Origin of the sequence: Seohaeicola sp. (assembly GCF_048006315.1) — a bacterium.
Lineage (GTDB): Bacteria > Pseudomonadota > Alphaproteobacteria > Rhodobacterales > Rhodobacteraceae > Seohaeicola.
On record NZ_CP180350.1, the window covers coordinates 657,612 to 671,211 of the forward strand.

The following is a 13,600-nucleotide window of genomic DNA, read 5'->3' on the forward strand; positions in this document are numbered from 1 at the left end:
GATGTCCACCGTGCAGATCATCCAAGCATCTCAAGCACTTTTGCCAGATGGCTGGCGGGCGGATGTCGAAGTTCATGTCGACGCAAGCGGACGAATTGTCCATGTCGGGCCCTTCGCCGGACAGGCAACGGCGCGCGTGGCGCTGCTGTTGCCCGCGCCGCTGAACCTGCACAGCCACGCCTTCCAGCGGGCGATGGCGGGTCTGACCGAGGCCCGTGGCCCGGATGCCAGCGACAGCTTCTGGAGCTGGCGACGCCTGATGTACCGCTTTCTGGACCAGTTGACGCCCGATCAGGTCGAGGCGATCGCGTCCCTTGTCTTCATGGAGATGCTGGAGGCCGGATATGGCGCGGTGGCCGAATTCCATTACCTGCATCACGACGTGGGCGGTCATCCCCATGCGCGGCTGTCCGAAATGTCGGACCGGATCGTCGCGGCGGCGACGCGCGCGGGCATCGGTCTGACGCTCTTGCCGGTGCACTACCAGTTCGGGGGCTGCGACGGGCGCGCCCTGGCCGGGGGGCAACAGCGCTTCGGCAACGACCCCGACCGCTTCATGGCCCTGCACGCCGAGGCCGCGCAGACGATCGCGCAAGCCTCAGCCGACTATGCCATCGGGGTGGCCCCCCATTCGCTGCGGGCCGTGGGTCCCGCGGGGCTGCTGGCCATCGTCGCGGCAAACCCGACGGGGCCGATCCACATGCACCTGGCAGAACAGCTGGCCGAGGTTGACGAGGTCCAGGCCCATCTGGGTGCGCGCCCGGTCGCCTGGCTGCTGGCAGAGCACGCGGTCAATGCGCGCTGGTGCCTGATCCACTGCACGCAGATGACCCCGGACGAGACGCGCGCCCTGGCCGCGACAGGGGCCGTTGCCGGGCTTTGCCCGCTGACGGAATCAAGCCTGGGCGACGGGATATTCAACGGCACCACCTATCTTGAGGCGGCGGGCCGGATCGGGTTCGGATCGGATTCCAACATCCAGATCTCGCTTTTCGAGGAACTCAAGACGCTGGAATATTCACAAAGGCTGCGGGATCGCTCTCGTGCGGCGCTGGCCCTGCCCGGTCGTTCGACCGGTCGCGTCCTGTTCGACGCCGCAACCGCAGGCGGCGCACAAGCGGGCGGACGACAGGCCGGACAGATTGCGGCGGGCCAATGGGCCGACCTGATCGCGCTGGATGTCGAGAACCGCTGGCTCTGCAACCGGACGGGCGATGCGCTGCTGGACAGCCTGATCTTTTCGGGCGGGGGACAGGACTGCATCACCGATGTCTGGAGCGCGGGGCGCCACATGGTCAGGCACGGCCACCACGTGGCGCGCGATGCGATCATGGCGGATTTCGTGGCCGTGATGCGACAGCTGGAAACGCGGCTATGACCGCACCCGGCCGCCTGTCATGGACGGATGTCCGGGACCGGATCCGCGCCCGCATCCTGAACCGGACCTATGCCCCCGGCGACCGTCTGCCGCGGGACGAGGATCTTGCACTCGAACTGGGATGCGCGCGCGCCACGGTGCACCGGGCCATGCAGGAGCTGTCCCAAAGCGGCCTGATCGAGCGCAAGCGCAAGGGCGGCACCCATGTGCGCGCCCATCCCGTCACCCGTGCCACCTTCGACATTCCGATCACGCGGCGCGAGGTGGAACAACGTGGCAGCCGCTATGCCTACCAGTTGGTCAGCCGCCAGCTGGAGGTGCCGCCACCGCCGGTCATGGCCCGTTTCGGCATCCCCCAATCGGGGCCGATGCTGCATGTCAAGGCGGTGCATCTGGCCGACAACCGCCCCTATATCTACGAGGATCGCTGGATCGACACCGGATCAGCGCCCGAAATCCTGAACATCGACCTGACCACGCAAAGCGCCAATGAATGGCTGGTTCTGAACAAACCCTACAGCCGGGTCGATGTGCGTTTCCATGCCATCAAGGCGGCAGGTGAAATCGCGCGCCAGCTTGCCGTCGCGACGGGCGAGGCGCTGCTGATCATCGAGCGGACGACCTGGATCGGCGATCAGCCGATCACGACGGTGCAATCGGCGACGGCGCCGGGCTATCAACTGATATCCCAAGGCTGACCGGCTCCGGGTGCTGCCCGGCTGCGGCGCATTGCCCTGCACGCGCCGCGCCCTGGCGCATGGTCCTTGGCGCGCGGATCGACTAAGACAGGGATGCCACAGCCCGAGGCCCGACCATGCAGATGCCCCATCCCCTGACCCGTGACCTCGTGCTGATCGGTGGCGGCCATACCCATGCGCTGGTCCTGCGCAAATGGGCGATGGCCCCCCTGGCAGGGGCGCGCGTGACCGTGATCAACCCCGCGCCCACGGCCCCCTATTCCGGGATGTTGCCCGGCCATATCGCGGGCCATTATGCACGCGAGGATCTGGACATCGACCTGGTCCGCCTGGCGCGCGCGGCAGGGGCGCGGGTGATCCTGGACCGGGCCGTCGGTCTTTATGCCGACCGGCGGCAGGTCACCCTGGGATCGGGGCGGGTGCTGGAGTATGATCTGGCCTCGCTCGATATCGGGATCACCGCCGAAATGCCCGCGATTCCGGGTTTTGCCGAACATGCCCTTGGTGCGAAACCACTTGATATCTACGCGTCCCGCTGGCGCGCCTTTCTGGTCAAGGTGCAGGCTGGACAGCTGCGCCCCGAGGTCGCCGTGATCGGCGCGGGCGTGGCCGGGGTCGAACTGGCGATGGCCATGTCCCATGCCCTCAGGCAGGCTGGCGCCACCCCGCAGGTCCACCTGATCGAAGCCGCCGCAGGGTTGACCGGCACCGGCCCCGCGACCGGCGCGCGGCTGCGGCGCGCCTTGCGCGACAATGGCGTGACACTGCATGCGGGCGCATCAGTGGCGCGGATCGTGGCGGGTGCGGTGCAACTGGTTGACGGGCGGCAGATCGCCGCCGATCTGATCGTGGGTGCGGCCGGGGCCTTTGCCCATCGCTGGCTGCGCGACACCGCCCTGCCCCTGACGGATGATGGTTTCGTGATCGTGGCCCCGGATCTGCGCGTCAAGGGACACGAAACGCTGTTCGCCACAGGCGATTGCGCGCATATGGCCCATGCCCCCCGGCCCAAGGCCGGCGTTTTCGCCGTGCGCGCCGCCCCGGTCCTTTACGACAACCTGCGCGCGGCCCTCACCGGCCAACCGACGCGGCCGTTTCATCCGCAGCGCGATTACCTCAAGCTGATCTCGCTGGGCAACAAATCGGCCGTGGCGGAAAAATTCGGCTTCGCCTTTTCGGGACCCTGGCTCTGGCGTTGGAAGGACCGGATCGACCAGGCCTTCATGGACAAGTTCCGCACCCTGCCCGCCATGCCGGCCCCGGCCCGGCCCGCGGTGCAGGCCCTTGGGGGGCAGGAGGCACCGGGACATGATCAGCCGCTCTGCGGCGGCTGCGGGTCCAAACTGGGCGCGGATGCCTTGCACAAGGTCCTGTCGGACCTGCCCGCGCCACAGCGCAGCGATATCCTCAGCCTGCCGGGCGACGATGCGGCGGTGCTGGCGACAGGCGGTGCGCATCAGGTCATGACCACCGACCATCTGCGCGTCTTCACCGATGATCCCGCACTGATGGCGCGGATCACCGCCGTGCATGCCTTGGGTGACATCTGGTCAATGGGCGCTGCTCCGCAGGCCGCCACGGCCACGGTGATCCTGCCGCCGATGTCGCCCGCGCTGCAGGCCCGCACCATGGCCGAGGTCATGCAGGCCTCGTCCGAGGTCTTTCGTGCCGCGGGGGCAGATATCGTGGGCGGCCATTCCACCACGGGGGCCGAACTGACGCTGGGCTTTACCGTCACGGGCCTGTGCGAGGGTGCGCCGATCACCCATGCCGGGGCGCGCGCGGGCGATGCGCTGATCCTGACGCGGCCCATCGGATCGGGTACGATCCTGGCCGCCGAAATGCAGATGCGTGCCGACGGGCGGCATGTGGCGGCGCTGCTGGCGCGGATGGCACAGCCGCAGGCGGACGCGGCGCAGGTGCTGCGCGGGGCCCATGCGATGACGGATGTGACCGGGTTCGGGCTTGCCGGCCATTTGATGGCGCTGTGCCGCACCTCCGGGCTTGCGGCCGAAATCAGCCTGGGCGACATTCCCACCTATGACGGGGCGGAAGCGCTGGCCGAGGCAGGTATCCGTTCGACGGCATGGCCCGCCAACATGGCCGCAGCCCCCGTGACGGGGGCCACGGGGGCGCGTGGCACGCTGCTGCATGATCCGCAGACAGCGGGCGGCCTGCTGGCCTCTGTCGCGCCCGACCAGGCGGAAACGCTGCTGCAAGAGGTCAGAGCCCTGGGCCATGAGGCAGCGATCATCGGCAGGATGATCGCGGGTGCGCCCGCCATCCGCTGCGTCTGATCCGGCTCAGGCGCCGGCGGCTGCCAGGATTTTGGGGATCGCCGCATCCAGATCGGCATCGTCCAGCCCGGACAGGGACAGGTTCGCCAGCGGCGCACGCCCCTGACGGGACTGCGCCTTGATGTAGCGCGGATCGTAGTGATGCAGCACCAGTTCCGCCGCCAGCGCCGGGAAGTCGCCCGCGCGCGCCAGGGCCTGCCAGGTCTCGACCCGTTCGGCGCCATGATAGGTTCGCAAAGGCGCAAGCTTGGCGATCAGCAGATCGGTGTCGGCCAGCAGATCGGCATAGGCGCGGCACAGGTAACGCGCGCGCGCCGCGAGCGGGGCCTCGATCCGCAGATGATCGGCGCCGATCATCGCCTGCCACAGCATCGGCGGAATGATCAGCCGCCCGATCTTGTTGCTTTCGGCCTCGACGAAAACCGGCCGCGCCGGATCAAGCCGCGCCAGCGCCATGGCGACGCGGCTTTCGAATGTCTTCTGCGCGGGTTGCCCGCCGGGCCGCCCCCCCAGAAGCGAGCCGCGATGGGCGGCCATTTCTTCAAGGTCGATGACCTGCGCCCCCGCCTGCGCCAGCCGCGCCAGAACCCGCGTCTTGGCGGTGCCCGTACCGCCATCCAGCAGGATCAGGCGATGCGGCACCGGCTGGTCATACATGGCCGCGACCACAAGGCGCCGATAGCTTTTATAACCGCCCTCGATCAACTCCACCCGCCAGCCGACCTGCGCGAGGATCGAGGCGAAAGACCCCGACCGCTGCCCGCCGCGCCAGCAATAGACCAGGGGCCGCCAGCCGCCATCTTTCGTCGCCAGCGGGCCTTCAAGATGCGCCGCGGCATTGCGCGCCACCAGCGCCGCCCCGACCTTGCGCGCCAGGAACCGATCCTGTTGCACATAGATGGTCCCGACAGTGGCGCGTTCGTCATCCGAGAGAACCGGCAGGTTGATCGCGCCGGGGATATGATCCTCTGCGAATTCGGACGGGGCCCGCACATCGATGATCTGATCGAAAGGCAGCGCCGCCAGCGCGTGAAGTGAGGTCAGTTTGAGGGCCATGTGAGCATCAGTATCCAGGCATGCAGCGGCCCGATCTACCGCGTCGCGCGACCGAAGACCACAGCATCTGCTTCATTGCTTTCAAAATACGCGTGCCATGTGGCGCGACCGGGCCGCGCCCGCTGCCATCACGCCATCGCCCGCAGCCTGCGCAGCCGAAGCGCATTGGTGATCACCAGCACGGATGACGCCGCCATCGCCCCGCTGGCCAGCATCGGCGACAGCATCGGCCCACCGAAAACCGCCAGCAAGCCCGCCGCCACGGGGATCAGCGCCACGTTGTAGCCGAAGGCCCAGACAAGGTTCTGGCGAATGTTCGACATGGTCGCAAGGCTGATCCGATGCGCCGTGGCCACGCCGCGCAGATCGCCCGACATCAGCACGATATCCGCGGCCTCGATCGCCACATCGGTCCCCGACCCCATCGCGATGCCGACATCGGCCGCGGCCAGCGCCGGCGCGTCATTGATCCCGTCGCCCACGAATGCGACCCGGCCCTGCTTGGCCAGTTCCGCCATCGCATCGGCCTTGGCGGTCGGCATGACACCCGCGATGACCGTCTCGATGCCCAGCGTGGACGCGACCGCCTGCGCCGCCGCCTTGCTGTCGCCGGTGATCATCGCGGGGCGCACCCCTGCGACCTTGAGCGCGTCGATCACCGCCCGCGCCTCGGGCTTGATCCGGTCGGACACGGCCAGCGCCCCGACGATCCGGCCATCCAGGGCTGCGAAAAGCACGCTGCGCCCCTCGCCTTCCCACCCCTGAACGGTTGCCGCAAGGCTGGTCGGAATGGTGTCGAAGAAGCGCGCCGCGCCGACTTTCAGCGCCTGACCGCCGACTTCGCCCTCGACACCCAGACCCGGAACCGCCCTTGATCCGCTGACCGCGGGCAGCTGCAGCCCGCGCGCTTCGGCCGCGGCCACAACGGCGCGGGCGATCGGATGGTCTGACGTGGCCTCGAGTGCCGCGACCTGCGCCAGAACCGCATCCTCTTCGCCCTCGATCACCGTGATGCCCGTCACCTCGGGTTTGCCGATGGTCAGCGTGCCGGTCTTGTCGAAGGCCATGATGTGCACGCCCTGCAAGGCCTGAAGCGCATCGCCGCGCCGGAACAGCACGCCCAGCTCCGAGGCGCGGCCCGTGCCCACCATGATCGACACCGGCACCGCCAGTCCCATGGCGCAGGGACAGGCGACCACCAGCACCGATACCGCCGCCACCAGCGCCAAACCCAGCGCAGGCGCAGGACCAAGCGCCAGCCACAGCCCCAGCGTCACCAGCGCCACGGCAATGACCACCGGCACGAAGACCGCCGTCACCCGGTCGACCAGCGACTGGATCGGCAGCTTCGCGCCCTGCGCATCGGCCACGGCGGCCATGATCTGCGACAGCACCGTATCCTTGCCCGTGGCGGTTGCGCGGATCATCAGCGCGCCCGCCCCGTTGACCGTACCACCGATCACCCTGTCACCTGACGCGCGCATCACCGGCAGCGGTTCGCCCGTGACCATGGACTCGTCGATATCCGAGCGTCCTTCGATCACCGTGCCATCGGTGGGCACGCGGGCGCCGGGGCGCAATTCGATCTCGTCCCCCGTCACCAGATCGGCAATCGCCACGGTCTGCATGACACCATCACGGCGGACACGAGCCTCGCGCACCTGAAGGCCGGCCAGCTTGCGGATCGCCTGACCCGCCTGGCCGCGTGCGCGCGCCTCCAGCCAGCGGCCCAGCAGGATCAGTGTCACGATGACGGCGGCGGCCTCGAAATAGACTTCGGCAGTGCCGGGCGGCAGGATACCGGGTGCGAAGGTTGCGACGGTGGAAAAGCCCCAGGCCGCCGATGTGCCCAGCGCCACCAGCGCGTTCATGTCGGGCGCGCGGTGCAGCAACGCAGGCAGGCCAAGCCGGAAGAACCGCAGGCCGGGGCCGACCAGCACCAGCGTCGTCAGCAGGAACTGGATGATCCAGCTTGTGCCCATCCCGATCGTGCCGTGCAGCCAATGGTGAAAGGGCGGCCAGACATGCCCGCCCATGGCCAGCACCATCACCGGCAGGGTCAGCGCGGCGGCGATCAGGGTATCGCGGCGCAGGCGGGCGATATCGGCTGCATCGCGTGCGGCCCCGGCATCGGGACGATCTTCGGTCACCGGGCTTGCCGTGTAGCCCGCACGCTTGACGGCGGCGATCAGCGCCCCCGCCTCGACAGCGCCGGACAGGATGCGCAACCGCGCCTGCCCGTCAGCCAGGTTGAACGTGGCCGAGACGACACCCGGCACCGCCCGCAACGCAGCCTCGATCCGCGCCACGCAGGAACCGCAGGTCGCGCCGTCGACCATCAGGCGCAAATCTTCATGGGCTGCGGGATAACCCGCACGCGCCAGGGCTTCGGCCGCGCGCGCGGGTGTCACATCGCCATCATGGGTAACCTCGGCCCGCCGTGTAGCCAGGTTCACGCGGGCCTCATGCACCCCGTCCACACCGGATAGCGCCGCCTCGGCGCGCCTTACGCAGCCCGCACAGCTCAAGCCTGTCACATCCAGCCGAAGCGTCTGTTCCATCGCGGAGCCCTCTTTCTTCACCCCGCATGGTAAACGCCTTCGGGATAGGGAATTCAAGGGGGCTTGCCGGTTCAGACCATAGGCGGGCGATCACATGGATGCGATCATGGCGCCCTCCTCCGCCTCGGCGGCCAGCAGGGCGGCGTTGCCGCCTGCCGCCGTCGTATCGACGCAGATATGCCGCTCGATCCGGCAGCGCGCCGCCAGATCATTGCCGCAGGCCAGCCCGATCAGCGCGCCATCGCGGGCAGCCAGCGCCCGGCGCGCCGCGCGCAGGTCCCGCGCATCCGACCAGAGCGCCACAAGGTCGAAGCCGCGCATGTGTTCCAGTGCGCCGCGCGGCAGCACCCCGTCGATGCCCAGCGCGGGTGACACACCCGGCGCCACGGCCAGCGCATGACAGCCATTGTCGCGCGCGATCCGCACCTGTTCGGTCGCATCCGCCGCCGTCGGCCCCAGACACAGGACAATGCCCCGCCCATAGGTCGACAGCCGGTTGGATTCCCCCGTGGGTCCGGGCAGATCGGTCACCGACAGGCGCGCCAGTTCCAGCCCCTTGAGCTGATCAAGCCGCGTCTGCACCGCCGCCACATCGGCCGGCTTGCCGGCCTGGCCTGCGTGATCCATCACATCGGAGCGCAGGAAGCGCGGCACGTAGGATGGCCCGCCTGCCTTGGGGCCCGTGCCCGACAGCCCCTCACCGCCGAAGGGCTGGCTGCCGACGATCGCACCGATCTGGTTGCGGTTGACATAGGCATTGCCGACCTTGAGGCGCGATGTCACCTGTTCGACCCGCCCGTCGATGCGGGTATGCATCCCGAAGGTCAGGCCGAAACCGCTGTTGTTGACGGCATCCACCACCGCGTCGATCTGATCGGCGCGGAAGGTGGCGACATGCAGGATGGGGCCGAAGACCTCACGCTCCAGAGCCTCGATCCCGGACACGCGGATCACGGCGGGCCCGATGAAATGACCCTGCGCCGGGGCATCCATCGCCTTGAGCAGGGTGCCGGCCTTGCGCGCGGCGTCGATATAGCCTGCAAAGTCCGTCTGGGCGCGGGCGTCGATCACCGGGCCTACGTCGATATGGTGATGCCAGGGATTGCCAAGGCGCAATTCATCCATTGCGCCGAACAGCATCTCGAGGAAGGGCTTTTCGATATCCTTCTGCAGATAGAGCACCCGCAGCGCCGAGCAGCGCTGCCCGGCCGACTGGAAGGCCGAGGCGATGATGTCGCGCACCGCCTGTTCGGGCAGCGCGGTGCTGTCCACGATCATCGCGTTCAGGCCGCCGGTTTCCGCGATCAGCGGGGCATCGGGTGCCATGCCTTCGGCCATGGTGCGGTTGATGCGCTGTGCTGTGGCGGTCGAACCGGTAAAGCAGACGCCGCCCACTCGCGGATCACCCGTCAGCACCGCACCCAGAACGGATCCGGCACCGGGCAGCAGTTGCAATGCGGCGCGCGGCACACCGGCCTCGTGCAGCAGCTTGACCGCCACATGTGCGCAAAGCGCGGTGGTTTCCGCGGGTTTCGCCAGAACGGCATTGCCTGCGGCAAGGGCCGCGGCGATCTGGCCGGTGAAAATGGCCAGCGGGAAGTTCCAGGGCGAAATGCAGGTAAAGATCCCCCGCGCCGCGCCTTGCGCCAGGGTTCCCTGCGCCGCGTAGTAGCGCAGGAAATCGACGGCCTCGCGCAGTTCGGCGATCGCATCCTTGGGGGTTTTGCCCGCCTCACGCGACAGCACGGCGAAAATCTCGCCGAAGTTCTGCTCGTAGAGATCGGCGGCGCGGTTCAGCACATCCGCGCGGATCCGGGCATCCGCCTCCCAGGGCTGGGCCGCGGCAATCGCGGCCTCTGCATCAGCGGCGGAACAGTTGGCAGTGCGCCCCACGATATCCGTCGGATCGGCGGGATTGGCGGCCTCGACCACCTCGGCGGCAGTCAGATCGACCGCGGCCAGCGGTCCGGCCTGCCATTGGTGCGGCGTGGCAAAGGGCGCGCGGGCGCTGTCGATCAAGGCAAGATCGCGCGCTTCATGCAGATCGAAACCGCGCGAGTTGGGCCGTTCCGGCGCAAACAGCGCGACCGGGTCCTTGACCGCATGCGATCGGACGCCCGCCGCCCCGTCAAGCGCATCGAAGGGGTCCGCCGCCACCACCTCTGGGGGCACATCTTCGTCCACGATCTGGTTCACGAAGCTTGAATTTGCCCCGTTCTCCAGAAGACGCCGCACCAGATAGGCCAGCAGGTCACGATGCGCGCCAACGGGTGCATAGATCCGGCAGCGCGTTCCCGCCTCTTTCAGCACCACGTCATGCAGCACCTCGCCCATGCCGTGCAGGCGCTGGAACTCGAAGCTCTGACGATCCGCTGCCATTTCCAGGATCGCGGCCACGGTCTGCGCATTATGGGTCGCGAATTGCGGATAGATGCGATCGGTCATGCGCAAAAGCTTGGAGGCACAGCAAAGGTAGGACACATCGGTGGCCGCCTTGCGTGTGAAGACCGGAAAGCTGTCCAGCCCCTCGACCTGGGCGCGCTTGATCTCGGTATCCCAATAGGCGCCCTTGACCAGGCGGACCATGATCCGGCGATCCAGCTCTTCCGCCAAGGCATGCAGCCAGTCGATCACGGGCGCGGCGCGCTTGCCATAGGCCTGCACCACCACGCCGAACCCGTCCCAGCCAGCCAGGTCGGGATGGCGCAGCACCGCCTCGATCACGTCAAGCGACAGGTCCAGGCGATCCGCCTCTTCGGCGTCGATGTTCAGACCCATGCCGGCCTTGCGCGCCGCCAGCGCCAGTTCCAGCGTGGCGGGCACCAGTTCGGCCATGACGCGGTCATGCTGCCCCACCTCGTAACGCGGATGCAGCGCGCTCAGCTTGATCGAGATGCCCGGATTGGCGCGAATATCGGTATTCGTGCATTCCCCCGCCAGCCGGGCAATCGCCTGCGCATAGGCCGCATGGTATTTCTTGGCGTCCCGCGCGGTCAGCGCCGCCTCGCCCAGCATGTCATAGGAAAAGGTATAGCCCTGCGCGGCCCGCGCCCCACCACGCTTGATCGCCTCGCCGATATCGCGGCCCAGCACGAACTGATGGCCCAGTTCCTTCATCGCGCGGCTGACGGCGGACCGGATCACCGGCTCGCCCAGACGCTTGACCGCGCCATGCAGCACAGTGGCGACACCGGGGGCCTGATCCTCCTTGAGAACCTTCCCGGTCAGCATCAGGGCCCATGTCGAGGCATTCACAAGGCTGGAGGACGAACGACCCAGATGCGCACCCCATTCGGAGGGGGCGATCTTGTCCTCGATCAGATCGTCAATGGTTTCGCGGTCCGGCACGCGCAGCAGCGCCTCGGCCAGACACATCAGCGCGATGCCCTCATTGGTGGAAAGGCCGTATTCGGACAGGAACACCTCCATCAGGCCGGGGCGACCGGCGCCCCGAATGGCCTTGACCAGCCCGACCGCGCGATGCCCGGCGGCGGCGCGGATCGCGGAATCGGGGGCCATCTTGTCGCGCAGACCTGCCAGCACGGCATCTTCGGCAACATGGTGAGTGGCGCGGATGGTTTCGCGCAGGGCGTCAAGGCGGGACATGGCAGACCTCATCAGAGATTCCGGGGGTTGGACACGTGCAAAGGATAGCAGATGCTTGACAGCCAATTTTCCCGTTGATCAAAGACTGACAAGCCGTTTGATTTTCATTTTTCACGTCCTAAAGGAAAAAGCATGCCAGATGAGCCGAAAACAGACACGCTTGACCGGATCGACAGGAAGATCCTGCGCGAACTGGGTGCGGACGGGCGGATCGCAATCACCGATCTGGCCAAGAAGGTCGGCTTGTCGAAAAGCCCATGCCAGGTGCGGATGAAGCGCCTGCAGGACCAGGGCTACATCCAGGGCTTCCGCGCCGTGATGAACCCCAGCAAGCTGGGGCTGGATCATGTCGCCTTTGCCGAAGTGCGACTGACCGACACGACGGAAAAGGCGCTGACGGCCTTCAACCGTGCGGTCATGGACGTGCCCGAGATCGAACAGTGCCACATGATCGCGGGGTCCTTCGACTACCTCCTCAAGGTGCGCAGCAGCGACATCCAGGCCTATCGCCAGATCCTGGGCGAGGTGATCTCGGCGCTGCCCTATGTCGGCTCGACCTCGACCCATGTGTCGATGCAGGCGGTCAAGGACAGCGCTTTCTGATCGCGGATCAGGTCAGCGCCCCCGCCGCGCGCAGGCGCGCGATATCCGCATCGGCATAGCCCAGTTCGGACAATATGCGGTCCGTGTCCTGTCCAGGTGCCCCGGGGATTGACGGAGTGTCGGCGGGCGTGCGGTCGAACCGGGGCGCGGGCGCGGCCTGCAGCACATCACCGACCCGCAAAAAGGTGCCGCGCGCGGCATTGTGGGGGTGATGCTCGACCTCGTCCCAATCCAGCACGGGGGCCACGCAGGCATCCGACCCCGCGAAAATCGCCATCCATTCGTCGCGCGTCTTGCTGGCAAAGACGCGGGCATAGGCCGCGCGCCGGTCGGGCCATGTCGCGGGATCGTTCTGATCGGCCCGGTGTTCGGGCGGCAGACCGGCCAGATCGACCAGTTGCGCGAAGAACTGCGGCTCCAGCGGGCCCACGGCCAGCGCGCGCCCGTCACGGGTGGCATAGCAGCGATAGAACGGGGCACCGCCGTCCAGCAGGTTCGCCTCGCGCGCCTGACCCCAATGACCCCGTGCCAGCCATTGATGGATCAGCCCCATCATCGCGGGCACACCATCGACCATGGCGGCATCGACGACCTGCCCCCTGCCCGAGCGTTCGCGTTCGTAAAGCGCGGCCAGTACGCCAAAGACCAGGAACATGGCGCCGCCGCCGTAATCCGCCACAAGGTTCAAAGGCGGAATCGGCGGGCCATCCGCCGGACCGATCGCCCCCAGCGCACCCGACAGGGCCAGGTAGTTGATATCATGGCCTGCGGTCATCGACAGCGGCCCCTCCTGCCCCCAGCCGGTCATCCGCCCGATGATCAGCCCGGGGTTCAGCGCGTGGCACTCTTGCGGACCAAGACCCAGCTTTTCCATCACGCCGGGCCGGAACCCCTCGATCAGGATGTCGGCGCGCGCGATCAGACGGCGCGCGGCATCAAGCCCGTCGGCCGATTTCAGGTTCAGCGCCACGGACTGCTTGCCGCGCCGGTTCACATCTGTCGGATCGGCCGGTGCGGCGGCGCGATCGATCACCACGACCTGTGCCCCCAGATCAGCCAGCAGTTGCCCTGCCAGCGGACAGGGACCAAGGCCCGCCATCTCGACCAGTCTCAATCCCGCCAGCGGTCCCGCCATGATATCGCCCTCCATCCTTGCCGCGCGCAGGTTTGCAGGTTGCGCCCGGAGTGACAAGGCGCGACACGGCCAAGCCGGGCCGCATCATGCCCCGCCGGGCTGCGGGGGCCGATGTTCGGCGCGCCAAAAAGAAACCCGGAAATCAACTTGTTCCTGCCCATTATCCCCTACAGGTTGCGTGATTGTGTTGCAGCTGCACCATTCGGATTGCTGCGCCGCAGGTATCGCTCCATCGGTATAGACATGGCCGACCTCTTGCCGCTATT

The 13,600-nt window shown here is 67.6% G+C and carries 8 protein-coding genes; 4 read left to right on the forward strand and 4 right to left on the reverse strand.

Features of this window, described 5'->3' with window-relative positions:
- The first annotated feature begins 10 nt into the window (after positions 1-10).
- The 3 genes from ACMUJL_RS03310 to selD all read left to right on the forward strand — a co-directional run bounded on the left by ACMUJL_RS03310 (position 11) and on the right by selD (position 4,373).
- On the forward strand, positions 11-1,378 hold the full coding sequence (locus ACMUJL_RS03310) for a formimidoylglutamate deiminase (protein ID WP_375570460.1): 1,368 nt from the start codon (positions 11-13) through the stop codon (positions 1,376-1,378).
- Positions 1,375-2,076, forward strand: coding sequence for a GntR family transcriptional regulator (locus tag ACMUJL_RS03315; protein ID WP_375570458.1), 702 nt, complete (start codon positions 1,375-1,377; stop codon positions 2,074-2,076). Before ACMUJL_RS03310 ends, ACMUJL_RS03315 begins: the two co-directional genes overlap by 4 nt.
- A gap of 122 nt (positions 2,077-2,198) precedes the next feature.
- Positions 2,199-4,373, forward strand: a complete 2,175-nt coding sequence (gene selD / locus ACMUJL_RS03320; RefSeq protein WP_375570456.1) for a selenide, water dikinase SelD — start codon at positions 2,199-2,201, stop codon at positions 4,371-4,373.
- Positions 4,374-4,379: 6 nt separating this feature from the next.
- On the opposite strand, the gene mnmH is transcribed toward selD, so the two are convergent.
- The 3 genes from mnmH to putA form a co-directional block, all read right to left on the reverse strand.
- The gene (gene mnmH / locus ACMUJL_RS03325; protein WP_416914121.1) at positions 4,380-5,429 is read right to left on the reverse strand and encodes a tRNA 2-selenouridine(34) synthase MnmH; all 1,050 of its coding nucleotides are present in this window, start codon (positions 5,427-5,429) and stop codon (positions 4,380-4,382) included.
- A gap of 128 nt (positions 5,430-5,557) precedes the next feature.
- Positions 5,558-7,990 (reverse strand): heavy metal translocating P-type ATPase, encoded by a 2,433-nt coding sequence (locus ACMUJL_RS03330; RefSeq protein ID WP_375570450.1) that lies wholly within the window; start codon positions 7,988-7,990, stop codon positions 5,558-5,560.
- 90 nt (positions 7,991-8,080) lie between these two features.
- Positions 8,081-11,596, reverse strand: a complete 3,516-nt coding sequence (gene putA, locus ACMUJL_RS03335; protein WP_375570448.1) for a bifunctional proline dehydrogenase/L-glutamate gamma-semialdehyde dehydrogenase PutA — start codon at positions 11,594-11,596, stop codon at positions 8,081-8,083.
- A gap of 132 nt (positions 11,597-11,728) precedes the next feature.
- On the opposite strand from putA, the gene ACMUJL_RS03340 reads away from it, so the two are divergent.
- Positions 11,729-12,199 carry an Lrp/AsnC family transcriptional regulator gene (locus ACMUJL_RS03340; RefSeq protein WP_375570446.1) on the forward strand — a complete coding sequence of 157 codons (471 nt, stop codon included), beginning with the start codon at positions 11,729-11,731 and terminating at the stop codon, positions 12,197-12,199.
- A 7-nt stretch (positions 12,200-12,206) separates the two neighbouring features.
- Here the strand turns inward: ACMUJL_RS03340 and ACMUJL_RS03345 are convergent, their stop codons facing one another.
- The gene (locus ACMUJL_RS03345; RefSeq protein ID WP_375570444.1) at positions 12,207-13,334 is read right to left on the reverse strand and encodes a CaiB/BaiF CoA transferase family protein; all 1,128 of its coding nucleotides are present in this window, start codon (positions 13,332-13,334) and stop codon (positions 12,207-12,209) included.
- Between the last annotated feature and the right edge of the window lie 266 nt (positions 13,335-13,600).